Source organism: Haloarcula sebkhae, from assembly GCF_014647415.1.
GTDB classification, from domain to species: Archaea; Halobacteriota; Halobacteria; order Halobacteriales; family Haloarculaceae; genus Haloarcula; species Haloarcula sebkhae.
In genome coordinates this window covers 187,419-212,786 of sequence record NZ_BMPD01000005.1, presented here as the reverse complement: position 1 = coordinate 212,786, position 25,368 = coordinate 187,419, and the positions used below count along the sequence as shown (strand labels likewise).

Annotated in this window: 24 protein-coding genes and 1 pseudogene; 18 read left to right on the top strand and 7 right to left on the bottom strand. The window is 63.7% G+C overall.

What is annotated here, in order from left to right:
- Window positions 1-25 precede the first annotated feature (25 nt).
- Window positions 26-1,999, bottom strand: coding sequence for a flippase activity-associated protein Agl23 (locus IEY38_RS15335; RefSeq protein ID WP_188979212.1), 1,974 nt, complete (start codon window positions 1,997-1,999; stop codon window positions 26-28).
- 152 nt (window positions 2,000-2,151) lie between these two features.
- Between IEY38_RS15335 and ribH the strand changes: the two genes are divergently transcribed.
- Both ribH and IEY38_RS15325 read left to right on the top strand, forming a co-directional pair.
- A complete protein-coding gene (gene ribH, locus IEY38_RS15330) occupies window positions 2,152-2,565 on the top strand; it encodes a 6,7-dimethyl-8-ribityllumazine synthase (protein ID WP_188979211.1) in 414 nt (137 codons plus the stop codon).
- A complete protein-coding gene (locus IEY38_RS15325) occupies window positions 2,562-3,722 on the top strand; it encodes a pyridoxal phosphate-dependent aminotransferase (protein ID WP_188979210.1) in 1,161 nt (386 codons plus the stop codon). Before ribH ends, IEY38_RS15325 begins: the two co-directional genes overlap by 4 nt.
- A 92-nt stretch (window positions 3,723-3,814) precedes the next feature.
- Here the strand turns inward: IEY38_RS15325 and IEY38_RS15320 are convergent, their stop codons facing one another.
- The gene (locus IEY38_RS15320; protein ID WP_188979209.1) at window positions 3,815-4,081 is read right to left on the bottom strand and encodes an ATP synthase subunit C; all 267 of its coding nucleotides are present in this window, start codon (window positions 4,079-4,081) and stop codon (window positions 3,815-3,817) included.
- A 230-nt stretch (window positions 4,082-4,311) separates the two neighbouring features.
- Between IEY38_RS15320 and IEY38_RS15315 the strand changes: the two genes are divergently transcribed.
- On the top strand, window positions 4,312-4,740 hold the full coding sequence (locus IEY38_RS15315; protein ID WP_229775331.1) for a hypothetical protein: 429 nt from the start codon (window positions 4,312-4,314) through the stop codon (window positions 4,738-4,740).
- Window positions 4,741-4,844: 104 nt separating this feature from the next.
- On the opposite strand, the gene IEY38_RS15310 is transcribed toward IEY38_RS15315, so the two are convergent.
- From IEY38_RS15310 to IEY38_RS15300, 3 genes are all read right to left on the bottom strand, one after another.
- Window positions 4,845-5,555 carry a hypothetical protein gene (locus IEY38_RS15310; protein ID WP_229727318.1) on the bottom strand — a complete coding sequence of 237 codons (711 nt, stop codon included), beginning with the start codon at window positions 5,553-5,555 and terminating at the stop codon, window positions 4,845-4,847.
- Between the two features lie 94 nt (window positions 5,556-5,649).
- Window positions 5,650-6,078, bottom strand: coding sequence for an adenylyltransferase/cytidyltransferase family protein (locus tag IEY38_RS15305; protein ID WP_188979208.1), 429 nt, complete (start codon window positions 6,076-6,078; stop codon window positions 5,650-5,652).
- A complete protein-coding gene (locus tag IEY38_RS15300; RefSeq protein WP_188979207.1) occupies window positions 6,075-6,572 on the bottom strand; it encodes a Mov34/MPN/PAD-1 family protein in 498 nt (165 codons plus the stop codon). Before IEY38_RS15300 ends, IEY38_RS15305 begins: the two co-directional genes overlap by 4 nt.
- Before the next feature lie 94 nt (window positions 6,573-6,666).
- On the opposite strand from IEY38_RS15300, the gene IEY38_RS15295 reads away from it, so the two are divergent.
- Window positions 6,667-8,580 carry a DHH family phosphoesterase gene (locus tag IEY38_RS15295; RefSeq protein ID WP_188979198.1) on the top strand — a complete coding sequence of 638 codons (1,914 nt, stop codon included), beginning with the start codon at window positions 6,667-6,669 and terminating at the stop codon, window positions 8,578-8,580.
- A gap of 21 nt (window positions 8,581-8,601) precedes the next feature.
- On the opposite strand, the pseudogene IEY38_RS15290 reads toward IEY38_RS15295, so the two are convergent.
- Together IEY38_RS15290 and IEY38_RS15285 are read right to left on the bottom strand one after the other, a co-directional pair.
- Window positions 8,602-10,228: pseudogene (locus IEY38_RS15290) on the bottom strand (phospholipase D-like domain-containing protein).
- A gap of 42 nt (window positions 10,229-10,270) precedes the next feature.
- The gene (locus IEY38_RS15285) at window positions 10,271-11,545 is read right to left on the bottom strand and encodes a HEAT repeat domain-containing protein (RefSeq protein ID WP_188979196.1); all 1,275 of its coding nucleotides are present in this window, start codon (window positions 11,543-11,545) and stop codon (window positions 10,271-10,273) included.
- A 121-nt stretch (window positions 11,546-11,666) separates the two neighbouring features.
- Here IEY38_RS15285 and IEY38_RS15280 point away from each other — a divergent pair, with 121 nt between their 5' ends.
- From IEY38_RS15280 to IEY38_RS15215, 14 genes are all read left to right on the top strand, one after another.
- Complete coding sequence (locus tag IEY38_RS15280; protein ID WP_188979194.1) at window positions 11,667-13,289, top strand: uracil-xanthine permease family protein; 1,623 nt, start codon at window positions 11,667-11,669, stop codon at window positions 13,287-13,289.
- A 2-nt stretch (window positions 13,290-13,291) separates the two neighbouring features.
- Window positions 13,292-13,714: a hypothetical protein gene (locus IEY38_RS15275; RefSeq protein ID WP_188979192.1), complete on the top strand. Its 423-nt coding sequence runs from the start codon at window positions 13,292-13,294 to the stop codon at window positions 13,712-13,714.
- 46 nt (window positions 13,715-13,760) lie between these two features.
- Window positions 13,761-14,411, top strand: a complete 651-nt coding sequence (locus tag IEY38_RS15270) for an AIR carboxylase family protein (RefSeq protein ID WP_005538265.1) — start codon at window positions 13,761-13,763, stop codon at window positions 14,409-14,411.
- A 156-nt stretch (window positions 14,412-14,567) separates the two neighbouring features.
- Window positions 14,568-14,981 (top strand): NADH-quinone oxidoreductase subunit A, encoded by a 414-nt coding sequence (locus tag IEY38_RS15265; RefSeq protein WP_005538264.1) that lies wholly within the window; start codon window positions 14,568-14,570, stop codon window positions 14,979-14,981.
- Window positions 14,974-15,666, top strand: coding sequence for an NADH-quinone oxidoreductase subunit B (locus IEY38_RS15260; RefSeq protein WP_188979189.1), 693 nt, complete (start codon window positions 14,974-14,976; stop codon window positions 15,664-15,666). The genes IEY38_RS15265 and IEY38_RS15260 overlap by 8 nt, the downstream gene beginning before the upstream one ends.
- Window positions 15,667-15,672: 6 nt before the next feature.
- Complete coding sequence (locus IEY38_RS15255) at window positions 15,673-17,355, top strand: NADH-quinone oxidoreductase subunit D (RefSeq protein WP_170095730.1); 1,683 nt, start codon at window positions 15,673-15,675, stop codon at window positions 17,353-17,355.
- Window positions 17,355-18,395, top strand: coding sequence for a complex I subunit 1/NuoH family protein (locus tag IEY38_RS15250; protein ID WP_170095729.1), 1,041 nt, complete (start codon window positions 17,355-17,357; stop codon window positions 18,393-18,395). The genes IEY38_RS15255 and IEY38_RS15250 overlap by 1 nt, the downstream gene beginning before the upstream one ends.
- 46 nt (window positions 18,396-18,441) lie before the next feature.
- Window positions 18,442-18,903, top strand: a complete 462-nt coding sequence (locus IEY38_RS15245) for a NuoI/complex I 23 kDa subunit family protein (protein ID WP_004518194.1) — start codon at window positions 18,442-18,444, stop codon at window positions 18,901-18,903.
- 289 nt (window positions 18,904-19,192) lie between these two features.
- Window positions 19,193-19,462: an NADH-quinone oxidoreductase subunit J gene (locus IEY38_RS15240; RefSeq protein ID WP_004591678.1), complete on the top strand. Its 270-nt coding sequence runs from the start codon at window positions 19,193-19,195 to the stop codon at window positions 19,460-19,462.
- Complete coding sequence (locus IEY38_RS15235) at window positions 19,459-19,857, top strand: NADH dehydrogenase subunit 6 (protein WP_005538257.1); 399 nt, start codon at window positions 19,459-19,461, stop codon at window positions 19,855-19,857. The genes IEY38_RS15240 and IEY38_RS15235 overlap by 4 nt, the downstream gene beginning before the upstream one ends.
- The gene (gene nuoK / locus IEY38_RS15230; protein ID WP_004518191.1) at window positions 19,854-20,156 is read left to right on the top strand and encodes an NADH-quinone oxidoreductase subunit NuoK; all 303 of its coding nucleotides are present in this window, start codon (window positions 19,854-19,856) and stop codon (window positions 20,154-20,156) included. The genes IEY38_RS15235 and nuoK overlap by 4 nt, the downstream gene beginning before the upstream one ends.
- Window positions 20,157-20,159: 3 nt before the next feature.
- A complete protein-coding gene (gene nuoL, locus IEY38_RS15225) occupies window positions 20,160-22,253 on the top strand; it encodes an NADH-quinone oxidoreductase subunit L (RefSeq protein ID WP_188979187.1) in 2,094 nt (697 codons plus the stop codon).
- Window positions 22,254-23,789, top strand: coding sequence for a complex I subunit 4 family protein (locus IEY38_RS15220; RefSeq protein ID WP_170095727.1), 1,536 nt, complete (start codon window positions 22,254-22,256; stop codon window positions 23,787-23,789). It begins immediately after the preceding gene.
- Complete coding sequence (locus IEY38_RS15215) at window positions 23,790-25,340, top strand: NADH-quinone oxidoreductase subunit N (RefSeq protein ID WP_188979185.1); 1,551 nt, start codon at window positions 23,790-23,792, stop codon at window positions 25,338-25,340.
- The last annotated feature ends 28 nt before the right edge of the window (window positions 25,341-25,368 follow it).

The following is a 25,368-nucleotide window of genomic DNA, read 5'->3' as shown; positions in this document are numbered from 1 at the left end:
ACCGCGCGCTTTCACAGCAGCAGGGTTAACGGTTCGGTTCTCGGCCGTAGGACTCGTGGACCCACACCGTCATGTCGTTCGAGCCGTACTTCGTTCGCATCCGGTGGGTCTTGGGCACGTACCCGGCGGCTTCGAGCTGTTCGGCAGGAACCGTGCTGTCGATCTGCTGGGTGATGACTATCGGCGGCTGATCCGTCTGCGCCTGCTCGGCGAGCATGTCGGGGCGGGTCTCACAGGAGACGTTCACGTCGTCAGCCGCGTAGTACCACGGCAGCGGCAGCGAGTTGTGCCACTGCAGGCAAATCGGTCTGGTGTTCCACCACGAGTCGTTCCACTGACTGCGGTCTTCCTTGACGTACGCGTCGTCACCGTCGTAGGCGTCGCCGCGTTCTCCGTGGTACATGACGACATCGGTGCCGTTTCCGTTGGCCGTCGCGATCCGGTCCATTTCCGCCAGATCCGCACGGAGCGATTCCTGTGGCTGGGCGTACTGGACCAGCGGATTCCCTTCCAGATGCTCGTTCGTGTACACCCGCGTTGCGGTCGTGTTGACGACGAGTGCAGTGACGAGCAGAACGATGGCGGCGGCGATGGCAGCGCCGGTCACGTCGTCAGTCGACAGCGATTCGTTGCCCCACCGGATTACAGCAGCGAGTCCGACGGCGGCCGGGATCGACAGCGGGACGACGACGTGGACGGCGAGCCACGGCGCGCCGATGTCGGTTCCGATGGGGTACCCCAGAATCGAGACGTAGCCACCGTAGGCCGCGAACGGGACGAGATGGCGCGGCTTGACCGTTCCGAGTCGGTCGAGCGCGTACCCGAACAGCGAGAACAGGAGCAGTGGTGCCGCGGTGTAGCCTAGTGCTTTCAACAGCACCTCGTAGTGGCCGTCGACGCTCTCGTAAAACGTCCCGATGGACTCGACGAGGCCGGTATCCGTCGTCGTTGCCTTTTCGGAGGCCGGCGAGAACCACTCGCTGTACTGGTCAGCGACGCGCTCCCAGGTGGTCTGGACGAGTTCGGGGAACAGCGACGGGTTCGTCACGCCGGACCAGAAGTTCACGTCGCCGCTGGCGGCCGGCGCTGGCGGATATTCGATACCCGCGACACCAGCCCCGCGGGGGGCGTAGAAAAACAGCGAAACGAGACCGAACACCAGCGCGGCGAGGACGATATGACTCGCGTATGCTGCGAGGACGGAGGCGGCGCTATCGTGGCGGTCACGGAACGAGCGGATGATATCGCGACCCAGATGCACGTCTGCCCAGAAGCGCCCCCGGAGCCGACCCCAGATTGCACCGATGCTCGGGACGGTCCGGAGGAAGCCGACGGCGTCGCGGTAGCCGTTCGGGAGGACAAGCACCTTCGCCAGCAGGAGGCCAGTCGCGCCGAGCCACGTCAGCACGTAGACGATGGCGTTCTCCTTCGAAGCGAACCCAAGTGCCATGAACGCGGCGACGCCGTAGAGATACCGTGCTTTCCGGGTGTCGACGAACCGGACGAGCAGGCCGAAGGCGGTGAACATGAACGCCGCGACCAGCACGTCGCTACGCATGAAGCGGGAGAAGTACAACAGGACCGGGTTGAGTGCGAGAAACACAGCCATGAACACCGTCTCGTCGGACCGGAGGTGTTCGCGAAAGAGCAGCGCCGTCAGCGGGAGGAGGCCGCCGACAATCGCGACCGGGAGCCGCATCGTGAAGTCGGTCGGCGCGGCGACGGTGAACACCCAGCTGTCGACGTGCTGGATGAACGGGCCGTGGATAATGTAGCGGTAGGCGAACGACCCAGAATCGCGGAGATGTAGCGCCCAGTAGGCCACGCGCCCCTCGTCGAAGTGGGCGACGCGGCTCCCGAGAGCCGCGATTCTGAGGACGAGACCGAGAACCGTCACGGCGACGACGACCTTCACGGTAGCGCGGGGGTCGTCCGCGAACCAGGACCGGCTCCGGTCCCGGATATCGTGGAGGGTAGACAGCAGGGACGACTCAGCCATATCTGGCTCAAGCACATGGGACATTAGAATCCTTCTGGTTTCTATAACAGGTTTTTAAGCTACCCGCCCATCGCCGATACCGGCACAGTCGACCTGCGGCCACGCAGGCACGGAACGGTAGTTCTTTAGTCGCCCCTCCCCGGGAGTCAGGTATGGTGCAGCTCGGGCTGGTTGTCGCTCAGTACGACAAACACGGGGCCGTTATCGAGGAGATGGAGCACGGGGCTTACGAGGCTGCTGCCGACAACGACGCCGAGATTGTCGCGTCGATCGATGTCCCAGGGGCCTACGACACGCCGCTGGCCGCCGACCGGCTCGCGCGCCGGTCGGATGTCGACGCTGTGGCCGTCCTCGGCGCGATCATCAGCGGCGACACTGACCACGACCAGGTCATCGGCAACGCCGCCGCGCAGGGGCTGACCGACGTGTCCCTCGACCGCGACACCCCCGTCACGCTGGGCATCATCGGCCCGGGCATGAGCCAAGACGAGGCCGAGGCCCGAACCGACAAAGGGGCCTTGGCCGTCCGGAGTGCAATCGAACTCGCCACCGAACTCGAACAATGACTATGGACTTCGCTTCCCGCGTCGAACGTGTAGAACCGAGCGCGACCCTCGCGATCAGCAACAAGGCCGCAGAACTCGAAGCCGAGGGGAAAGACGTCGTCGACCTCAGCGTCGGCGAACCCGACTTCGATACGCCTGAAAACATCAAAGACGCCGCCAAGGACGCACTCGACGCCGGCCACACCGGCTACACGTCCTCCAACGGGATCCCCAAACTGAAGGAGGCCATCGCCGACAAGCTTCACGACGACGGCCTCACCCAGTACGGCCCGGAGAACCTCATCGTCACGCCGGGCGGTAAGCAGGCTCTGTACGAGATCTTCCAGACTATCATCGACGACGGCGACGAGGTCGCCCTGCTCGACCCGGCCTGGGTGTCCTACGAGGCAATGGCGAAACTCGCCGGCGGGACGCTGACCCGCGTCGACACTGCCGCCCACGACTTCCAGCTCGAAGGCGCGCTCGACGACCTCGCCGACGCCGTCTCCGACGAGACGGAACTGCTCGTCGTCAACTCCCCGGGTAACCCCCACGGAGCGGTGTACTCTCGCGAGGCGATGGAGGGCGTCCGCGACCTCGCCGTCGAGCACGACATCACGGTGATCTCCGACGAGATTTACAAGGAGATTACCTACGATGGCGTCGAAGCCGTCTCGCTTGGCACGCTCGAAGGCATGGAAGACCGGACCATCACACTCAACGGCTTCTCGAAGGCCTACTCGATGACCGGCTGGCGGCTGGGGTACTTCGCGGCTCCGGAAGAACTGGTTTCACAGGCCGGCAAGGTCCACTCCCACTCGGTCTCGTGTGCCGTGAACTTCGTCCAGCACGCTGGCGTCGAGGCCATCACGAACACGGACGACGCCGTCGAAGAGATGCGCCAGGCCTTCGCGGAGCGCCGCGAGTTCCTCATGGGCCTGTTCGAGGACCACGGCGTTCACGTCCCCGAACCACAGGGCGCGTTCTACATGATGCCCGAAATCGCGCCGGATGGCGACGATACCGAGTGGTGTGACCAGGCTATCTCGGAGGCCCAGGTCGCCACCGTCCCCGGGACCGCGTTCGGGACGCCCGGCTACGCGCGCATCTCCTACGCCAACAGCAAGGAGCGACTGCAGGAAGCTGTCGACCGACTGGCCGAGGCGGACCTCATCTAAGCGGCCCGTCGCGTCTTACCCTCGTCGGCGTTCAGTATCAAAACCGCCCGAGCCACTGAAAAAGTGGGTAGACCCTTAGGTTGGCTGTTTTGCTACGTTACGACGAACACCGTCACCAGCGTGAGGATGACGAGCGTCTCGGGCAGCACGGTGAGGATGAGTCCCCGGCCGAACATATCGGGGTCCTCGGCGATGGCCTCGACGGCCGCCGCGCCGATACCACGCTCGGCGAACCCGGAGCCCAGCGCCGCTAACCCGACGGCGAGGGCTGCGAGTCCCCCGGCGAGATAGCTGGCTGCCTCGGCGGATATCGCGGGACCACCCGTCTGTAACATGGCCGTGGTTACGGTGCCTGGCATGGCAGTTTATCCTCCGAGCGGCGGGACAATCATCTGACCGCTACATTCCAGACTCTGGTATTCATGGTCGCCATTTAGACATATCCGTGGTGAAGTAACACGGATGTACAGCTTTCCCGGCTAGCGATTCCCCGATTGACGCCACTGCGAACAGCGCCGCCATCCGAACTCAACACAGGTTCGAGCAGTTCCGTGCGAACCGTTTTCTCCCGGCCGCTGGAACAGCAGGTATGCGAACCCGGAGAACGATGCTCGCTCTCTCGGTCGGGACGCTCTGTCTGGCCGGCTGTGGGGCTCCTGGCAGTGGTTCGGATAGCGGACTCACCATCGAAGCCGCAGACGCGACCGCCGCGACCGGCGGGACGGCGAGAATCGAGGTGCAGGCCTCGTCAGTCGGCGTCCTGACTTGGCAGCTGGCCGAAATCCCCGAAAACTGGCAGGTGACACACGAGGGTTTCGAACCGGAACCGACCGCCGTACGGGAGTCCTATCCGCCAGAACTCGTCTGGGACCCTATCGCTGATTCAGTGATGGGCAGCCTGGCCGTCGCCGTCCCGGACGGTGCAGCACCCGGTGAGTACATGCTGGCGGTCGAGGCCGGGACGGATACCTCGGACGAGCGCGTCGTCTCGGAGGCGAGAGTTATTGTTGTAGAATGAAAACTGCAGAAAGACTGGAACCGGGACCCACTCGCAGCACGTGCCAACCATCTCTCATATTGCTTCGTATCCCGGATCGGAAGCAGGGATAGCCGAGGCACCGATTACAGCGTCCCGATAGCCCGATGGCGACGGAACAGGTAGTAGCAGCCGATTATGGGGTACACTATTGGCCCGAGAAGCAGGAAAAAGACGCCGAGATTGACGTAGTTCCCTGGATTGGGCTGCCAGGCCCCCGACTGAAGACGGACGTAGGTCGCGTCGCGGTAGATGGCGACAGAGAACGGTACCGCTGTGAGAATGCCGACACCAACCAAGACAAATCCGATGCCGAGGCTTCCGCTCGAAACAAGCGTGGCCCCGAGAGCGATACAGACAGGCGGCAGCACGGTTCCGACAGCGACAACCGTCCACCACCAGTCCCGGTCCACCCAGTCGACGACATACTGATGGCGATGATACAGGTGGTGAAGCTTCATCAAGTACCCAAGGAAGAAGCCGCCGACCGCGTACAGGACCGGATTCGGGTCCCAGTCCACGTCCGCATCTCGTATCTTCTTGGTGTCGAAATAGAGGACAATTGGGGTTACAAGCCACGATATCAGTGCGACAACAATGCCGCCGATATACCAGACGCCGAACGTCCCGAAGATGCTAGCCATTCCGAGTGGACCATCGCCCACGCTCTCGCCCCCTAGCCCGACGAGGATCACCCCAAGCCCGAGAAACCCAAACAGGAGGGTCGGCAAGAGCAGCAGTACTTCGACAGCGCGGTACGACAGCGAATCGACGTCGTTGACTGTAACCATGCCCATCGTCTCAACTCAACTGTTGGTTACATTAGAGACATAGCATTGTAAAATAATTTTGCTAAGCTCCTGATACGAGCGTATAAATCGCAGTGCCGAGTTAACAACGCTCGTCGAGAATCTGGTCGATAATACGACCGGTCGACAGGAGCCGGTCAGCCGCCTCGGCTTCCAGCGGGCTGGCCCGGCGGATCTCACAGTCGAGGCCGCGGGCGGACAGCGCTGCTTCGAGTTGCTCATCGTCGTGGTGTTGGTCATAGCCAAGCGCGATGATGTCCGGTTCGATGCGCTCGATGGGGACGAAGATATCCTCCGGATGGCCCAGGTGCGCCTCGTCGACCGGTTTGAGTGCGCTGACCATCTCTCGGCGTTGCTCGTCCGGGACAACCGGCGGCTCCTTGTGGGTGACGTTGACCGAGCGGGCGACGATGACGTGCAGTTCGTCGCCCATGTCGGCGGCGTCCTGCAGGTAGTGGACGTGACCCGGGTGCAGGATGTCGAACGTGCCCTGTGCGACGACGCGGGTCACTGATCGAACTCCTCCTCGCGGAGCTCCGCGTCGATATCGGCCTGATCGAAGTCGAAAAAGGACTCCTCCGGCGGTTCCACGTCGAGTACCGGGAGGTCGACTTCTGTCCCGTCACTGTCGAAGGCCTGCCAGTCGTCACGGCCGTACGGGTAGCCGACGATAATGTGGACATCGCCGCGACCGAACGTGGCGAGGTCGGCGTCACTGGGCTTGAGGACGCCGTTCGGGTGCGAGTGAATCGACCCCGCCGCTCGCATGTCGTTTGGCACCATGCTCGTCTTGACGGTCGCACTGACCGGGTTCGACTCCGTCCCCGGGATAACCAGAACGTCGGTCAGAACGGTACCGTCATCGTCGAGCCCAAGCTTGCTGGCGTCATCGCCCCGGAGAAAACCCATGTACTCGTTTGGATGGGCCTCCTCGGAGGCTGCGAGCGCGAACTCGAGTGCGGACTCCGCGATCCCGAGTATCCCGCTCGTTCGGAACAACCCCATACCACGCTGTCGGGTCGGACGCTTTTTACGCGTTGTGTTCGTCCCTCCGTGGATTCCGAAGAGTACAAACGGGGGAGCACCGAAGGATTGACAAATGTCTTCGCCAACTGGCACCGGTGACGGTGCGACGGTCCCCGACGGCGGGACCATCGTCTACGATCTTGCGGACCAATGTACGTCCGATGATCTCGAAGAAGGCGCACTGTACCACGCAACTGTCAACGGCACCGTCGAATACGGCGTGTTCGTCGATCTCTCCGATGCTGTCTCCGGGCTCGTCCACGACTCTAATCTCCTGGGCCAGTACGACGTGGGCGACGATCTCATCGTCGAACTCGGCGAGATCCGCCCCGACGGCGACCTGAGCTTCGAGGAAGTGCAGGTCGCCGACTACGAGGAACAGCGCGTTGTCCACGGCAACGCGACCACCGTAACCGACCTCGCCGCCGCTACCGGTGAGACGGTTATCATCGAGGGACAGGTCGTCCAGATCAAACAGACCGGCGGCCCTACCGTGTTCCAAGTCCGTGACGAAACCGGCATCGTCCCGTGTGCCGCCTTCGAGGAGGCCGGCGTCCGGGCGCACCCCGACGTCGAGATCGACGACATCGTCCGCGTCTCCGGACGTGCCGAGGAGCGCGACGACGGTCTGCAGGTCGAGGCCGAATCGCTGACCGTCCTCGACGGCGAAGAAGCCGCCGCCGTCGAAAGCGACCTCGACGCCGCACTGGCCGAGGCCGCTGAACCGGCTGACGTTGAGCCGCTGGTCGAGTGGCCCGCCTTCGAGAAATTGTGGGACGACCTCCGCGAAGTCGCGACAGAACTCCGAAAGACGGTGCTTTCGGGCCGCCCGATTCGCATGCGTCACCACGCCGACGGCGACGGGCTCTGTGCGAGCGTCCCACTGCAGGTCGCGCTGGAGTCGTTCATCGCCTCCCAGTACGAGGACGCCAGCGCGCCCCAGCACCTCCTCAAGCGCCTGCCGAGCAAGGCCCCCTACTACGAGATGGAGGACGTAACCCGGGATCTCAACTTCGCACTGGAGGACCGGACCCGCCACGGACAGAAGCTTCCGATGCTGCTGATGCTCGACAACGGCTCGACCGAGGAGGACACGCCGGCCTACCGAAACCTCCGGCACTACGACATCCCGGTCGTCGTCGTCGACCACCACCACCCGGACCCCGAAGCTGTCGAGCCGCTTATCGAGCAGCACGTCAACCCCTACCTCCACGACGAGGACTACCGCATCACCACGGGGATGCTGTGTGTCGAACTCGCCCGGATGATCGACCCCGACATCACTGCGGACCTTCAGCACGTTCCCGCAGTCGCGGGCCTGTCTGACCGCTCCGAGGCTGAGGCGATGCGGGACTACATCGATCTCGCAAGCGAGAAGGGCTACGACGAGAACGATCTGCGCGACATCGGCGAAGCGCTCGACTACGCGACCCACTGGCTGCGCTACAACTCCGGCGAACAGCTCATCACCGACGTGCTGAACGTCGACTGTGACGACCGGGACCGCCACGGGGAGGTCGTCGACTTCCTCGCCGAGCGGGCCGAGCGCGATGTCGAGGACCAACTCGACGCCGCCATGAGCCACGTCGAGCACGAGCGCCTCGACAACGGCGCCCACCTCTACACGATCGACGTGGAGAACCACGCCCACCGCTTTACCTACCCAGCGCCGGGGAAGACAACCGGCGAAATCCACGACCGGAAGGTCGCCGAGACGGGCGACCCAGTCATCACCATCGGCTATGGCCCGGACTTCGCTGTCCTGCGCTCCGACGGCGTCCGCCTGGACATCCCGCGGATGGTCACTGAGCTGACCGAGGAGGTCGACGGCGGCGGTGTCTCCGGCGGCGGCCACCTCGTCGTCGGCTCCATCAAGTTTGTCAAGGGCCGCCGCGAGTCGGTTATCGACGCCCTCGTCGAGAAGATGGCAGAGGCCGAGATCGACGAGGAGCTCGGAAGTTCGACGGCGTTGCCTGAAGAAGTGTAAGCTCGCCACGCAATCCGTTTTCTACGCTTCGAACGAAACCCGACGAGCGGCGAGCCCGGCGACTACCAGAAGACCGAGTAGGGCCACGAGTGCTCCGACCGGCATGTCGAAGCCGCCGCTGTCCCAGTCAGCGTCGAAGACAGCTCCAAAATAGTCGGCCGCATCGCTGCCGTGCAACACCAGTACGACCTCGCGATTCGACGTTGCTGCCGCCTCGTTCCAGTTGAGGCTGCCGACGACGACCCGCTTGTCATCGACGACGGCACCCTTCGCGTGGATCTTCTCGTAGCGACCGTCGGGGTCTGCCACTTTCGCTGTCAGCGGCGCGTCGTTGCGGTCAGCCCACTCTCGAAACCGCTGTGCTGTCTGTTTGTTCTCTTCGCGGACGTACCACGCGTCACTCAACAGTAAGCGGACCTCGACGCCGCGCGACGCGGCCCGCCGGAGCGCCCGGAGAAGCGGGCTGTCCCAGTCCCCGACCGTCGGCTGGATGACGTCGATAGAGTCGTCCGCATCGTCTATCGTCGCGACGAGTTTACCCTGGGCATTGTCTGGGGTGACCAGAAGATCTGTCCGCTGGACGGACACCGATTCGGCCCGGAGCTCGCTCGGGTACGAACCCGTCGCTGGCTCGCCCTGCTCGAACTGTCGGCCCTGACGGTACTCTCCCCACCGCTCGCTGTCCTGCCACCCGGCGTCGGACTGGAACGTCTGGTTCAGCCCGTCGACAACCCGCGGCTGTGCCGTAACGACACCCCAGCCCCGACTGCTGTTGCCACCGGTTCCCGCGGGCTTCCAGTTCTCCGTCAGCACGACAGCCCGCCCGTCAGCGACAGCGTACTTCGCGTGGTGATAGCGGTATCTGGCGCGCGAACCGGTCAACACCCGAACCGCGACGCCGGCGTCTGTGAGCCGATCGAGGGTGCTGGCCTCAGTGGCGGTACGACTGCCGACCGGTTCGCCCTCAAGCAGGACGCGGACCGTCGCGCCGCGGTGCTGAGCGGCAATGAGGGCGTCGGTAACTCTGGACGAGGAGAGCGTGTAGCCCGCCAGGTACACCCGTTCGGTAGCATTGCGAATCGGCTGGATTGGAGCAGCGGGCGTATCCGGCAGCGTGAACGCTTGCACCTCACCACCGGCGGCCCTAACGACTGGGCGGTCGCTCGCTCCCAGCGGTCGCCAACGGACGACTGACCCGTTAACGACGCCGAGTTCCCCCTCGGTGGAGTCCGTGTATCGGACGGCATCGACAGTCCGGTTGCCTCGCTGCAGCCGGATTCGTTCGCCGCCGTTTGCCAGTGCGAGATGACCATCGAAACCGACGACCGGCCAGTCAGTAAGTTCCCGTGTCCGGTTCGGTGCCGTCGAGAGAACGACGCGCCCGCGTGCGCTGGTGTTCGGAATCCCCCGCGATTCCATCGCCGTCGGTGACAGCATACTGTCCGATGTCAATCCCGTCGGGGACGCTGAGGACAACGAACTCTCCTTCGTCGCCGCCAGCGACAGGATCCGGGTACACCGCGTGAATCGACGGTTCCCCAGGACCGCTGGCTGCTGTTGTGGTCGGGGTCGCTTGGCCGGTGACAACATGTGGCCCTATCGAGACAAGGACGAGCACGCAACAGACGAGTGGAGCGAGCGACCGCATCGGGGCGTCTGGCCCCCCGTTCGTATAAAAAGGTTTCCTGACTCAGGCGCTTGAGGCCTTTTCGGCTTCGGCCTGGACGATGTACGCACGGTCGTCCGCGTAGCGGGCGGCTTCCTCGAGCGCCGTTTCGGTCCCGATCTGTCGGAGCGCCCACGCGGCGGAGGCTCGCACGGAGTCGCTGTCGTCGGACTCAAGGATGTCGCCGAGCGGCTCGATAGCGCGAGTGTCACCGAGCAGGCCGAGGGCGCGGGCCGCGACTGAGCGGACCTCCTCGCTGTCGGCGTCGAGCCGATTGGCGACCGGCTGGACCGACTCCGCACTGCCGATAGCGCCCAGGGCGCGCAGCGTTACTTTCTGGAGCGCGGGGTCGCCGTCACCGTCGATGTAGTCGTGCAGCGTCTCGGTCGCGCGCTCGTCGCCGATCTTCCCCAGTACCTCGATCGGTCCCTTGTCGCGTTTCTGTGCGCGCTGGTGCATCGCGTCGAAGGCCGGCTCGGCGTCGCTCCCGAGGTTGTACAGGAGGTCGACGATGTAGCCGTCGAAGAACTCCGATCCTAGTTTTTCGTAGGCGAACAGAACCTGCTCGAAGTCCCCCTCCTCGGCGTGGAGCTTCGCGGCGTTCCACTCCGGCGGGAAGTCCTTCCGGTTCTCGTTGGTCAGGATATCGTAAAACCCGCGGGCATCGAGTTGCTCCTGTACCGTGAGATCGTCCCAGACTTCGGCGTCCTCAAGCCCCGTTTCCAGTGTCTCGGCCGCTTCGAGGAGGCCTTCGATAGTCTCCGTGTCCTCGTCGGGGTCGAGGCTTGCCGCTTCGATGGCGTCGGCGACTGTACTCAGCGCATCCCCGGCAGCGACGAAGTCGCCGCCCGTGTCGGCATCGTGGTCGACGAACTCGGCGCTTTCATCGAGGAACGTCTCGACGGCTTCCTGCGCCTCGCCTTCTCCATCGTCGGTCCACTCGCTGTCAGTGACGGTGTCGGCGGCGTCGGAAACGATGGCGACGACATCCTCAGCGTAGGGGCCGCGCTGTTCCTCGAGATCGTCGCGAAGGTCCGAAAGCTTGGACTCTAGCTCCTCGCGGGGGTCCTCGGCTTCGTCATCGTCCTCGTCGGGTTCGGGTAGGTCGGCGGCTTCGAGGTCGCTCTCGATGTCGTCGAGGGACGACTCGACGTCGTCAAGGTCGGCCTCCGTCTCCGCGGCCTCTAACGCGTCGCCGGCCTCTGTGAGACGCGATTCCAGTTCTTCGGCGGTCACGTCGATCTCATCTGTTGCCTCGGCGTCGTCCGACGCGTCAGCATCGTCGTCCCCGTTGCTCATGTCGAAGACTGTGTCGGAGCGGGCCAAGAGCGTTTTCCTTTCGAGGCGGCTGTGCCCCGTCGGCGCTGGGCCAACGAGCAAAGAATATGTATCGGGAGTTGCAGTGCCATGGGTAGCGAGCATGACTGACGCGACACCGCCCGATGACGGCCAGAGTGCAACCACACCGGAGGAACCGGAAACCGCCGGCTTCGTCGAGTACGGCATCGACGACAAGCCGCCGCGAAAGCAAGCGATACTGCTCGGCGTCCAGCACTACCTGACGATGATCGGCGCGTCCGTCGCAATCCCGCTCGGACTGGCGGGCGCGATGGGGATGTTCGAGGCCGCGCCGGACCAGGTCGGCCGTCTCATCGGGACGTTCTTCGTCGTCTCGGGCATCGCGACGCTCGCCCAGACGACGCTCGGGAACAGATATCCGATCGTTCAGGGCGGGACGTTCTCAATGCTTGCACCCGGGCTGGCCATCATCGGCGTGCTGGCCCAGCAGGGTGCGAACTGGCAGACTATGCTCGTCGAGTTACAGGGGGCCGTCATCGTCGCCGGTATCGTTGAAGTGGTGATCGGCTACAGCGGCCTCATGGGGAAGCTGAAACGATACGTCGGTCCGGTCGTCATCGCGCCGGTCATCGCGCTCATCGGACTGTCGCTTTTTAACGTCCCACAGATAGCGAACCCGAACTTCGGCGACCCCGGGACCGGACAGAACTGGTGGCTCCTCGGGCTGACGATGCTCTCTATCATCGCGTGTTCACAGTACCTCGATCGACGCCACCGCGCGTTCAAACTCTTTCCCGTACTCTTGGGAATTCTGTTTGCATGGACTGTCGCAGCTATCCTCTCGGTCACCGGCGTCTTCGCCGCGGGGTCGGTCAGCTACGTCTCGCTCGGCTCGGTCACGAGCGCACCGCTGGTCCAGCCCATATATCCGTTCCAGTGGGGGCTCCCGCAGTTCACGCCAGGCTTCATCGTCGGGATGTTCGCCGGGATGCTCGCCTCCGTCGTTGAGAGCTTCGGTGACTACCACTCCGTCGCCCGCATCGCCGGTCGCGGCGCACCGAACAGCAGTCGGATCAACGACGGCATCGGGATGGAGGGGGTTGGCAACGTGTTCGCCGGCATCATGGGCACCGGCAACGGCTGCACCTCCTACACCGAAAATATCGGTGCCATCGCTATCACCGGCGTCGCGTCCCGCTACGTGGTGCAAATCGGTGCCGCGGTGATGATTCTGGTCGGATACTTCGGGCCAGCGGGCCAGTTGTTCGCGACCATCCCGTCGCCGATCATCGGCGGCCTCTACATCGTCATGTTCGGCCAGATCGCCGCTGTCGGGCTCTCACAGCTCAAGTACGTCGACCTTGATGCCAACCGAAACGTCTTCATCGTCGGCTTCGCGATGTTTGCCGGGCTCGCAGTGCCCGAGTACATGAGCCAGGTCGGACAGGGGATGGATGTCGGCGGGGCGACAGCCCTCCAGCAGGGCCTCGCGGCTGTGCCGGTGCTGGGGAGCGTCCTCGGGACCGATGTCGTCGCGACCACGCTGTTCGTCATGGGCGGGACCGGGATGGTCGTCGGCGGCATTGTCGCCTTTGTCCTCGACAACACTGTGCCTGGGACCCGTGAGGAGCGCGGTCTCGCGGCCTGGGCCGCGCTCACCGAAGACGACAGTGAGTACGTCTCGTCGATTGACCGTATCCGCGGCCGCGGCGGCGACCGCCAGCCCGCGGTGAGCGACGACTGACCGTGGACAGCGATAGCGACGGTACGACCGGGGACACCGTCCCGCCCATCGACACCGAACGGTACACCGGCACGCTCCGAACCGGCGGGACTGTCGTCCTCGGCGCTGACCGACTGGTGGTCGACCGCGGTGACGGTCCGGTGGTAATCGACCTCGACGACGTGGTCGAGGTGAGCCTACAGGACATCGACTGGTTTCTTGCGGTGATGAGCGCCGCGCTGGTCGGGTTCGGCCTGCTGTCATTCGACCGGTCCGTCCTCCTCGGCGGGGCCTTCGCTGTCGCCGGTACCGTCAGCCTCGCGCTCACGTATCGCAAGCGGTACGCGCTCCGGATACAGGTAACCGGCCGTACCGATCCACTCAGGTGCTTTCCAGCAGAGCCACAGGCGCTCCTTACTGAACTGGAAGCGGCGCTGGCCGATTGACTGGAAACCGCCTACACTTACGCCGGTCCCGGTTCCAGTCAGTCGTATGCCCGCAGACAGCGTCCAGTCGCTCATCGACCAGTTACACGAAGAAGCTGAGATGGACCGTCCGAACGACCTGACGCCCGATGTCGGCATCATCATGGGCTCCGACTCGGACCTGCCGACGATGGCCGGCGGGCAAGGCAAACGGCCCGGGGCCTACGCGGCGCTCGCCGACGAACTCGGGTTCGAGGAACAGACGGACTACACCGACGCGCCCGAGAATCGCTTCACGTTCGAAACGTTCGTTTGCTCGGCCCATCGGACGCCGGACCTGATGTACGCGTACGCAGAGACGGCCGCCGACCGCGGCGTCGACGTGATAATCGCCGGTGCGGGCGGCAAGTCCGCGGACCTGCCGAACATGACCGCAAGCATCGCCTACCCGCTACCGGTCATCGGGGTTCCGGTGCAGGAGAAATCAGTCGACTCGGTCATCGGGATGCCCCAGGGTGCGCCCATCACCGCGGTCGACGCCGGCAAGTCGTTCAACGCCGCGCTCTCCGCGGTACAGATTCTGGCACGGCAACACGACGAGCTTCGGGATCGACTCGTCTCGTATCACGAGGGGCTCCAAACCGAGGTCGGCGAGGCGTCGCGTGACCTCCACGAACTCGGGACGCCCGGATTCAAACGCGAGTACTGGGACGAGTGAGCAGCGAGGGGCGTCGCGATACGGGAAGTGCGGTGGGTGCAGGTCTCTTTCCATCCGAAGGCGCGTCGGCTCTTAAAGACCCACAGGGCCGAAAAACCGAACAATGAACCCTTATATGCGAGTACTTCTAACCGGCAGACGATAGGAGATACCGGAATGAGTAATCCATGGATCGCCATCGGCGCGCTCGCGGTCGTGGCGCTAGCCATCCCACTGACGATGATGGCAGTTTCGAGCCTCTTGCGGCCCAGCGTGCCGGAACAAGGCAAACGCACCACCTACGAGTCCGGTGAAGTGCCGACTGGCAGCAGTCGACAGATCAAGTTTAATATCCAGTACTACATGGTCGCGCTGCTGTTCGTCGTCTTCGACATCGAGACCGTCTTCATCTTCCCGTGGACGGTCATCTACAGCGACGCCGCCGCTGAGTTCGGGATGACCACGGCACTGCTACCGATGGTCGTATTCATCGCGATTCTCGCCATCGGACTCGGTTGGGCCTGGCGTAACGGCGCAGTTCAGTGGGTGCGCAGTCCGCGCGCCACGAAGGGGGCAGACACATATGAGTAGTGACCAGACACCACCGGCCGCGAGAGACGTATCGACACAGGAGGCCCGAATGGGTGACGGGGCCGACGACCGCTTCAACTCGACGCTACGCGAGGCGTTCGGGTCGACGCCGTTCATCCTGACCAAGTTCGACAAGTTCATGAACTGGGTCCGGGGCTCCTCGATGTTCATGCTGCAGTTCGGGATCGCCTGCTGTAGCATCGAGATGATCCACACTTACGCGATCAAACACGACCTCGACCGCTTCGGTTCAGGGGTGCCGCGCGCGTCCCCACGCCAGGCGGACGTCATCATCGTCCCGGGGACCATTGTTTCGAAGTTCGCGCCGCGGATGAAGCGCGTCTACGACCAGATGCCCGAGCCGAAGTTCGTCGTTTCGATGGGGTCGTGTACCATTTCCGGTGGGCCGTTCCAGGAAGGGTACAACGTCATCAAGGGCGCAGAGGAGGTCATCCCGGTCGACATCCACGTCCCGGGCTGTCCGCCCCGCCCCGAGGCACTCATCTACGGCGTCGCCAAACTGCAAGAGCGCATCGCCGAAGGCGAGTCCTCGCCGGTGACGGTCAAACCCTACGAACTGGAGCAGTTCGGCGACCTCGAACAGGACGAGCTCGTGGACAAACTCGCCAGCGAGATCAACGAGGATGACCTCGTCATGCGGTACAACTGGAACGACTCCCCCTAACTTGCCATGAGTTTAGAAAAACCATCACGCGATACGGCGCTCGATGTCGGCGTTACGGAGGACGGCCTCGATTACGACGCACTCGCGGACCTACTCGGGGGCCACGTCCTCGACCGCGAGGAACACCTCAACGCCGAGGGGTTCGTCATCCGTCCCGACGAGGTTCAGGAAGTCCTCTCGACGCTGAAAGAGGAGGCTGGGTTCGACCACTGCGCCTGTGTCACGGCACAGGAGTACGACGACCGGTACGAATCCATCTACCACCTGCGGAAGTACAACGACCCGACACAGGAGTTGTCGATTGTCGTCCCCTCGCCGAAAGACGATCCGCACAACGAGTCGGCCGCTCGCGTTTATGACACCGCAGACTGGCACGAGCGGGAGGCGTATGACCTTGTCGGCATCGACTACGACGACCATCCGGACCTCCGGCGCATCCTGCTGCCCGAGACCTGGCAGGGCCACCCCCTGAGTCAGGACTACAATCAGGACCAGCCACAGATCGTCTCACTGCGCGAGCACGCGAACCCGCTGGAAGACGACAAGCGTAGCGAGGACGATCCGGACACGATGTTCGTCAACATCGGCCCGCACCACCCGGCGACCCACGGCGTGCTCCACGTCGAGACGGTGCTGGACGGCGAGCAGATCGCCGATCTCGAACCCGACATCGGCTACCTGCACCGTTGCGAGGAACAGATGTGTCAGCAGGGTACCTACCGCCACCAGATCATGCCGTACCCGGACCGATGGGACTACATTTCCGCTGGGATCCTCAACGAGTGGGCGTACGCCCGCGCGGCCGAGGACCTCGCCGACATCGAGGTCCCGGAGTACGCACAGGTCATCCGGACGATGGCAGCAGAGATGTGCCGGATCGCCTCTCACGAACTTGCGCTGGCGACGTTCGCGCTGGACGTGTTCGGTGACTTCACCGCCGTCTTCCAGTACGGCATCCGCGACCGCGAGATCGTCCAGAACCTCCTGGAAGACCTGACCGGCCAGCGGCTGATGTTCAACTATCTCCGACTGGGCGGGGTCGCCTGGGACCTGCCCGAACCCCGCGAGGAGTACTTCGAAAAGATTCGGGACTTCCTCGACGATCTCCCGCACAAGCTCGAAGAGATCCACGACCTCGTCACCGGCAACGAGATCTTCCAGATGCGGTGTGTCGACACCGGCGTCCTCTCCCCGGAGCAGGTCAAGCAGTACGGCGCGACCGGTCCCGTGGCACGCGGCTCGGGCGTCGACTACGATATTCGGCGGGACGACCCGTATGGCTACTACGACGAACTCGACTGGAACGTCGTCACCGAGCAGGGCGGCGACAACTTCAGTCGCGTTCTCGTTCGCCTTCGCGAGGTCGAAGAGTCTGCGCGCATCATCGAGCAGTGTGTCGACCTGCTGGAGCAGTGGCCGGAAGACGACCGCGAGATTCAGGCCAACGTCCCGCGGACACTCCGGCCGGACCCTGACAAGGAGATCTACCGCTCCGTCGAGGGCGCGAAGGGCGAACTCGGTATCTACATCCGCTCGGACGGGACGGACAAGCCGGCCCGGTTCAAGATCCGCAGCCCGTGCTTCTCGAACCTGCAGACGCTGCCGGAGATGTCCCAGGGCGAGTACATCCCTGACATGATCGCCTCGCTCGGGAGCCTCGACATCGTACTCGGGGAGGTGGACCGGTAATGCAGTCGGCGCCGTTACCCGAAACGCTCGCGAACCTGCTCGGGCTGGATCCCAACAGCACGGCCGTGATGATCGTAATGAGCCTCATCGGCGCGGGGCTCATCGGGACGCTTATGATGACGAACACGGCGCTTGCCGGTCCGTGGGCGAAGCGAAAGATTACGGCCGCGTTCACCGACCGTATCGCCGTCGACCGTATCGGACCGTACGGGCTGTTCATTATCGTGGCCGACGCTGTCCGCCTGCTGTCGAAGGAACTTATCGTTCCCGAAGGCGCTGACCGACCGGCGTGGGACCTCGCGCCGCTGATTATCGCCAGTACCGCACTGCTTGGCTTCGCTGTCATTCCAATGGGGAACGGCATCCAGCTCGCCGACCCCGAGGTCGGTCTGGCGTACGTGTTCGCGACGGCCTCAATGGCCTCCGTCGGTCTGGTGATGGCCGGCTACGCATCGAACAACAAGTATTCGTTCCTCGGCGGACTGCGTGCTGTCGCACAGAACCTCGCCTACGAGATCCCGCTCATCCTGACGGGCGCGTCGGTGGTCATCTTCGCCGGCTCGCTCCAGATGAGCGAGATCGTCGCCGCACAGCAGCAGTCGCTGATCGGCCCGCTGCCGTCGTGGTACGCGTTCGTGAATCCCTTCGCGTTCGTGCTGTTCCTGATCGCGAACCTCGCGGAGGTCGGCCGGAACCCGTTCGACATCCCGGAAGCGCCGACCGAGATTGTCGCCGGCTACCAGACCGAGTACTCCTCGGTGTACTTCGTGCTCGTCTATCTCGGCGAGTTCATCCACATCTTCCTTGGCGGGGCGATCATCGCCACGATCTTCCTCGGCGGGCCGGCCGGTCCGGTCCTGCCGGGTATCGTCTGGTTCCTCATCAAGATCTGGGGCGTCTTCCTGTTCACGCAGTGGGCCCGCTCGGCGGTGCCCCGCGTCCGGATCGACCAGCTAATCGAGATCGGCTGGAAGGGGATGCTGGTGCTGTCGCTGGCGAACCTACTGCTGACCGCGGTTATCGTCGGGGTGACCGTCTGATGACGGCCACGCGAACCGACCCGCGAGCGACTGGAGGTGACCACTCATGATTGGAATCCTGAAATCAATGGCGACGACGATGAAACACGCCCTCGACGGGGAGACGTTCACGGTAGAGTACCCTGACGTCGCCCCCGAGGTGAGCCCCCGTTTCCGCGGCGTCCACAAGTGGAGCCAGGAGCGGTGTATCTGGTGTCGGCAGTGTGAGAACGTCTGCCCGAACAACACCATCCAGATTGTGATGGACGAGCAGCGCAACGGCGAGCAGTACAACCTCCACATCGGCCAGTGTATCTACTGCCGGCTGTGTGAGGAGGTCTGTCCGACCGACGCCATCCTGCTGACACAGAACTTCGAGTTCACCGCGGACACGAAAGACGAGTTCGCCTACGACAAGGAACAACTCAAGAACGTGCCGTGGTACAAGGATATCGACCCACTAGAGTCCCGCGAACCCGATCGGGGCGCGTGGATCGGCGAGGGCGACGGCGAAGTGGATTACCAGTAACTCCTTCGACGGACTTTCAGCGGGTTTCGCTTACTGCCCCCGGAGCGACTGCCCTGTTCTGATTAGCGCGGGTTTTCCAGAACGGCCGCAACCGCTCAGGCAAGTTTTCCGGTGTTGATCCGAGGTGGAACGACGGTGTGTGTCGTCAAAAACGGTGCTGGAGTGGCACATTTTCGCCAGCAGGACGGAAGTGCCCCGAAATCTGGGGGCCATACCGGCAAACAGTGGCTCTACTGGCGAGACGAAAGAGGAATCTTCAAAGGGACGCCGCAAAGAGTCTCCAAGTAAGATGGCACTGGCAGAGTCAATTGCGTTCGCGCTGTTCGCTATGGTAACAGTGGGCAGCGCTGCGGGCGTCGTGTTAGTCCGGGACGTCTGGCACTCGGCGCTGTTACTGGGCGTGTCACTCGTCAGCGTCGCAGTGTTCTACGTAATGAACCAGGCGGCGTTCGTCGCAACGATGCAGATCCTGGTGTACGTCGGCGGCGTCCTCGTTCTCATCACCTTCGCGGTGATGCTGACCCGCGAGGACGAGTCGGTGATCGAGGTGACACCATGACCACAAAACCCGAACTACAGACGGAGGGGAGTTTCGTCGCTGGACTGGCCGCAATCGCCCTGTTCGTCGTTCTCGGTGCAGTGTTCATGGGCGTCTCGTTTCCCGCGCCAGCGGGCTTCGGCGAGGGAGCGGCGATAACCAAGAGCCTCGGTGCGGCGATGTTCGATATCGCCCCGGGCGCGATTATGGGCGAGAGTGAGACTGCCGTCCCCGCTGAAGGGTTCCTCGTCGCCTTCGAAGTGATCGACATCGTACTGGTGGCCGCTCTCGTTGGGGCCGTCATGCTCGCCCGACGCGAAGTCGCTGGCGAATCAGTAACGCTCGGTGTCGAAACCACGGACGACGACGATATGGCCGTTGCCGCTGACGGTGGTCCGGGAGGTGACGACTCGTGATTCCGGCCGAGACGTATCTCCTTCTGTCGGCGGCCATATTCTGTATCGGTCTGTTCGGCATCCTTACCCGACGGAACGCGCTCATCTTCCTGATGTCCGTCGAGCTGATGTTGAACGCTGCGAACATCAACCTCGTCGCGTTCTCGCTGCAACACGGGAACCTCACCGGCCAGGTGTTCAGCCTGTTCACGATGGCACTCGCCGCCGCAGAGGTCGCCATCGGGATCGGCATCATCCTGGTCCTGTACCGCAACTTCACAGACGTGGACGTGACGAAGGCGACGACGATGAGGTGGTAACAGATGGCTGCATTCACATACGCTCCGGCGATTGTCCTGCTGCCGTTCGTATCGTTCCTCGTCGCGCTGTTTGCTGGCGATCGCATGCCAAAAGGCGGCGCGCTCGCTGGGATCACAGCGACGGGCGGATCGCTTCTGCTGTCGATCTGGGTCGCGCTGACAGTGGCCGGCGGTGAGGTCCACAACGAGATACTGTACACGTGGACCGCGAGCGTCGAGACGCTCCAGCTCAACTTCGGACTCCTGCTGGACCCGCTGTCGGCGCTCATGCTGCTTATTGTCTGTCTCATCTCGTTCCTCGTCCACATCTTCTCGCTCGGGTACATGAACGACGAGGGCGAGACTGGCCTCCCGCGCTACTACGGTGGACTCGGCCTGTTCACGGCGAGCATGCTCGGGTTCGTCGTCGCCAACAACCTCCTGATGGCGTTCATGTTCTTCGAGCTGGTGGGCCTGTGTTCGTACCTGCTCATCGGCTTCTGGTTCCGTCAGGATGGCCCGCCGAGTGCCGCGAAGAAGGCGTTCCTCGTCACCCGCTTCGGTGACTACTTCTTCCTCATCGGCGTCGTCGGCATCTTCGCTACCTTCGGGACCGGCCTGTTCGCCCCGCTTACGCAGGGCGGCGAGGTGGTCGCCGAGAGCTTCCCGATGCTGGCCGAGCACGCTATCGTCGACGGTGAGGTTGAGGGCATCGCGATGCTTGAGACGGTCGGCATGGGGCCACAGGCCTGGTTCACCGTGCTCGGCCTCCTCGTGCTTGGCGGCGTTGTCGGCAAGTCCGCGCAGTTCCCGCTGCACACGTGGCTGCCCGACGCGATGGAAGGTCCGACGCCGGTCTCGGCCCTGATTCACGCAGCGACGATGGTCGCAGCCGGTGTGTACCTCGTCGCGCGTATGTACGGCTTCTACGCCCTCTCGCCGACGGCACTGGCCGTCATCGCCCTTATCGGCGGCTTCACCGCGCTGTTTGCGGCAACGATGGGTCTGGTCAAACAGGAAATCAAGCAAGTGCTCGCGTACTCCACCATCTCCCAGTACGGGTATATGATGCTCGCGCTGGGCTCGGGTGGCTACATCGCCGCTGTCTTCCACCTGACCACCCACGCCGTGTTCAAGGCGCTGCTGTTCCTCGGCGCAGGGTCGGTCATCATCGCCATGCACCACAACGAGAACATGTGGGACATGGGAGGTCTGAAAGACCGGATGCCAGTGACCTACTGGACGTTCCTCGCCGGCTCGCTCGCATTGGCCGGGATCGTTCCCTTCGCCGGCTTCTGGTCCAAGGACGAGGTGCTGTACGAGGCGCTCATCCACGGCTTCGGCACTGAGGGTGGCCTCGGCACGGTCTACCTCGCCGCGTACGCGATGGGGCTACTGGCCGTGTTCTTCACCGGCTTCTACACCTTCCGGATGGTGTACCTGACCTTCCACGGCGACGCGCGCTCGGACACCGCTCGTGACCCCGAGCCCGTCCGTTGGAACGTCAAGGGCCCGCTGACGGTGCTTGGCATCCTTGCGACGACTATCGGATTCATCAACATGAAGCCCGTCGCGGATCTGACCGGCGCACACATCGACTTCCTGCACGTGTGGCTGAACGGCCCCGAAGAGGGTGGTTGGCCCGCAACGCTCAACACTGGACTGCACCACTACGAGACGCTCCTGGAGGACGTGGCTCACGTCGCGAAGGGCTACCCGCTCGGTGAGACGACGACCCTGCTCGCCTCTGCGGGAGTTTCGCTGGGTCTCGCACTCGCCGGCGTGCTCGTCGCGCGGAGTCTCTATGCCGGTGCCGACCCGGTCGAGCATACCGACAAGCTTGGCGGTCTGAAGACGCTACTCATGCACAACTACTATCAGGACGAATATCAGGTGTGGCTCGCGACGGGTGTCACCTACCCGCTCGCCCGTGTGATGAACAAGTTCGACCAGGGTGTCGTCGACGGCGTCGTCAACGGCATCTCCAGCGTGAGCCTGTTCGGCGGCAGCCGCATCCGACGCATCCAGTCCGGCGTCGTCAGCAACTACGCGACGCTGCTGACGCTTGGACTCGTGCTCTTGCTTGCTGCCTTTGGCATCATGGGAGGGTGGTTCTAGATGTGGGTCGCCGCGCTCCTGCTCGTGACCCTGCTGGGAACCGGGCTCGTGTTCCTCTCGCCTGACCGGTACGCCGGAAAGCTCGCCGCGGCCGTCAGTGCGGTGCCGGCGCTTGGCAGCATCTATATGTACTGGGTGTACCTCACGCAGTACGGCGGCACGGGCAACGCGCTGCTGTCGCCCGCCGACATCGCGTTCGGCCAGCAGATCCCGTGGATCACGCTGGGTGAACTGGAAGTGTCGTACTACGTCGGCCTCGACGGCATCAGTATGCCGCTGCTCGTGCTGACGACGGTGCTGACGACGCTTGCCATCGTCTCGGCGTGGACGCCCATCGACGAGCGCCAGTCCCAGTTCTACGGGCTGATGCTGTTCATGGAAGTGAGCCTCATCGGCGTGTTCTCCGCGCTCGATTTCTTCCTCTGGTTCGTCTTCTGGGAGGGCGTCCTCATCCCGATGTACTTGCTCATCGGTGTCTGGGGTGGCCCGCGCCGGAAGTACGCCGCAATCAAGTTCTTCGTCTACACGAACGTGGCGTCGCTAATCATGTTCGCGGGCCTGTTCGCGCTCGTGTTCAGCACCGATCTCACGTCGCTGTCCCTGCCTGCGATGGCCGAGGCGTTCCGCACCGCGAGCGGGCTGCCGACCATCGCCGGCGTGAACCTGATGACCATCTCCTTCATCCTGATGTTCTTCGGGTTCGCGGTGAAGGTGCCCGTCTTCCCGCTGCACACGTGGCTGCCAGACGCTCACGTTGAGGCCCCGACGCCGGTGTCGGTCATGCTGGCCGGCGTCCTCCTGAAGATGGGGACCTACGCACTGCTGCGGTTCAACTTCACGATGCTCGCTGACACGGCACGTCAGCTCGCGGTTCCGCTGGCGATTATCGGCGTTGTCAGCGTTATCTACGGCGCGATGCTCGCGCTGGCACAGCGCGACCTCAAACGCATCGTCGCCTACTCGTCGATTTCATCGATGGGCTATGTCATCCTGGGTCTGGTCGCGTTCACGCCCTACGGCATGGGCGGGGCGACCTTCCAGATGATCGCCCACGGCCTCATCTCGGGGCTGATGTTCATGTGCGTCGGTGTCATCTACAACACGACGCACACGCGCATGGTCGGCGATATGTCCGGCCTCGCGGACCGGATGCCCTGGACGGTCGGCATCTTCGTCGCCGCCGCCTTCGGCTACATGGGCCTGCCGCTGATGGCCGGCTTCGCCGGGGAGTACTTCATCTTCCAGGGCTCGTTCAACGCGCCGACGCTCGGTGGGGCTGCACCGGTGCTGACCTCGCTGGCGATGTTCGGCATCGTCATCGTGGCCGGCTACCTGCTGTGGGCCATGCAGCGCACGCTGTTCGGTGGCTTCAATCTGGAGACGGACTACGAGGTCAGCCCGGCCGCGTTCCACGACGTCGCGCCGCTGGCCGTGTTGCTCCTGCTGGTCATCGCACTCGGTGTCGCACCGGACCTCTCCTTTGCCATGATACAGGACTCGATTTCACCGGTTCTCGAAATCGGAGGTGGTGCATAGATGGTCGCACTCCCTGACTGGATGGCGCTTGCCCCGGCACTCTCGCTGGCCCTCGCCTCCCTGGTGTTGCTGCTGGCGGACTCGGTCGACCCGGACACGACGAACACGGGGCTGCTGACCGGTATCTCGGTGCTCGGCTCCCTGCTTTCCTTCGGGTTCGCCGGCTGGTTTATCACCGCCGGCACCGGAATGGCCGATAGCACTGGCGTCGCGCTGTTCAACAACCAGATCGTCGTCGATCAGATGGCCCTGTTCTTCATGGCCATCGTCGGCAGTGTCACGACGCTGGTTGTGCTCGCGAGCTACGACTACGTCGCCGAACACAGCTACCAGGCCGAGTTCTTCGCGCTGGTCCTGCTGTCCGCGACCGGGATGAGCCTTCTGAGCGCGGCCAACAGCCTGGCGACGGCCTTCGTCGCACTCGAACTGGTATCCCTACCGTCCTACGCGCTCGTCGCCTTCCTCAAGGAGAACAAGGGCAGCGTCGAGGCGGGATTGAAGTACTTCCTCATCGGTGCGGTGTCCTCAGCGGTGCTGGCCTACGGTATCTCGCTCGTGTACGCTGCGACGGGTGTGCTTCGATTCGACGGCGTCGCGACGGCCATCTCCAGTGGCACGGTCCAGACCATCGTCGACGGGTCGGTTCAGGCCCAAGCCGGTGACCCTGCCGTCCCGATGGCTATTCTCGGCGTCGGTATCCTGATGATCATCGGCGGCGTCGCGTTCAAGACCGCCTCCGTGCCGTTCCACTTCTGGGCACCCGAGGCGTACGAGGGCGCACCGGCACCGATCTCGGCGTTCCTCTCCTCGGCGTCAAAGGCCGCCGGCTTCGTGCTGGCGTTCCGCGCGTTCGCCGTCGCCTTCCCGATCGGTGACCTACTCGCCGCTGGCGGCGCGATCAACTGGGTGATGGCGTTCCAGATCCTCGCCATCGCGACGATGTTCATCGGGAACTTCGCCGCCGCGACCCAAGAGACGGTCAAGCGGATGCTGGCCTACTCCAGCGTCGGCCATGCCGGCTACGTCCTCATCGGGCTCGCCGCCGTGTCTGGCTCCGGTGAGGGCTTGAGTCTCAGCATGAGTGCGGGGATGTCCCACCTGCTCGTCTACGGCTTCATGAACACGGGCGCGTTCCTGTTCATTGCGCTGGCCGAGTACTGGGGCGTCGGCCGCCGCTTCGAGGACTACAACGGCCTCGGCAAGGAAGCGCCGGTCGCCTGTGCGGCGATGACGGTGTTCCTGTTCAGCCTCGCCGGCCTGCCGATCGGCGGCGGGTTCTTCTCGAAGTTCTACCTGTTCCAGGCGACGCTCAACGTCAGCGCGTGGTCGCTGGCCGCCGCGCTCATCATCAACAGCGCGCTTAGCCTGTTCTACTACTCCCGCGTCGTCAAGGCGATGTGGATCGAGGAACCGACCGGCAGCCGGACCATCGAGTCGTACCCGATGGGGCTGTACACCGCTGTAGTGGGCGCCGCTATCGTGACGGTGCTCCTGCTGCCCGGCTTCAACCGCGTCTCCGAAATCGCGTTCCAGGCCGCGCAGTTGCTGTAAGCGCGGGTTGATACACTCGCCGGTCTCT

Coding starts and splice junctions, on each gene's coding strand:
- IEY38_RS15335 (WP_188979212.1), bottom strand. CDS start 1,999: ATGGCTGAGTCGTCCCTGCTGTCTACCCTCCACGATATCCGGGACCGG.
- ribH (WP_188979211.1), top strand. CDS start 2,152: ATGGTGCAGCTCGGGCTGGTTGTCGCTCAGTACGACAAACACGGGGCC.
- IEY38_RS15325 (WP_188979210.1), top strand. CDS start 2,562: ATGACTATGGACTTCGCTTCCCGCGTCGAACGTGTAGAACCGAGCGCG.
- IEY38_RS15320 (WP_188979209.1), bottom strand. CDS start 4,081: ATGCCAGGCACCGTAACCACGGCCATGTTACAGACGGGTGGTCCCGCG.
- IEY38_RS15315 (WP_229775331.1), top strand. CDS start 4,312: ATGCGAACCCGGAGAACGATGCTCGCTCTCTCGGTCGGGACGCTCTGT.
- IEY38_RS15310 (WP_229727318.1), bottom strand. CDS start 5,555: ATGGGCATGGTTACAGTCAACGACGTCGATTCGCTGTCGTACCGCGCT.
- IEY38_RS15300 (WP_188979207.1), bottom strand. CDS start 6,572: ATGGGGTTGTTCCGAACGAGCGGGATACTCGGGATCGCGGAGTCCGCA.
- IEY38_RS15295 (WP_188979198.1), top strand. CDS start 6,667: ATGTCTTCGCCAACTGGCACCGGTGACGGTGCGACGGTCCCCGACGGC.
- IEY38_RS15285 (WP_188979196.1), bottom strand. CDS start 11,545: ATGAGCAACGGGGACGACGATGCTGACGCGTCGGACGACGCCGAGGCA.
- IEY38_RS15280 (WP_188979194.1), top strand. CDS start 11,667: ATGACTGACGCGACACCGCCCGATGACGGCCAGAGTGCAACCACACCG.
- IEY38_RS15270 (WP_005538265.1), top strand. CDS start 13,761: ATGCCCGCAGACAGCGTCCAGTCGCTCATCGACCAGTTACACGAAGAA.
- IEY38_RS15265 (WP_005538264.1), top strand. CDS start 14,568: ATGAGTAATCCATGGATCGCCATCGGCGCGCTCGCGGTCGTGGCGCTA.
- IEY38_RS15260 (WP_188979189.1), top strand. CDS start 14,974: ATGAGTAGTGACCAGACACCACCGGCCGCGAGAGACGTATCGACACAG.
- IEY38_RS15255 (WP_170095730.1), top strand. CDS start 15,673: ATGAGTTTAGAAAAACCATCACGCGATACGGCGCTCGATGTCGGCGTT.
- IEY38_RS15250 (WP_170095729.1), top strand. CDS start 17,355: ATGCAGTCGGCGCCGTTACCCGAAACGCTCGCGAACCTGCTCGGGCTG.
- IEY38_RS15245 (WP_004518194.1), top strand. CDS start 18,442: ATGATTGGAATCCTGAAATCAATGGCGACGACGATGAAACACGCCCTC.
- IEY38_RS15240 (WP_004591678.1), top strand. CDS start 19,193: ATGGCACTGGCAGAGTCAATTGCGTTCGCGCTGTTCGCTATGGTAACA.
- IEY38_RS15235 (WP_005538257.1), top strand. CDS start 19,459: ATGACCACAAAACCCGAACTACAGACGGAGGGGAGTTTCGTCGCTGGA.
- nuoL (WP_188979187.1), top strand. CDS start 20,160: ATGGCTGCATTCACATACGCTCCGGCGATTGTCCTGCTGCCGTTCGTA.
- IEY38_RS15220 (WP_170095727.1), top strand. CDS start 22,254: ATGTGGGTCGCCGCGCTCCTGCTCGTGACCCTGCTGGGAACCGGGCTC.
- IEY38_RS15215 (WP_188979185.1), top strand. CDS start 23,790: ATGGTCGCACTCCCTGACTGGATGGCGCTTGCCCCGGCACTCTCGCTG.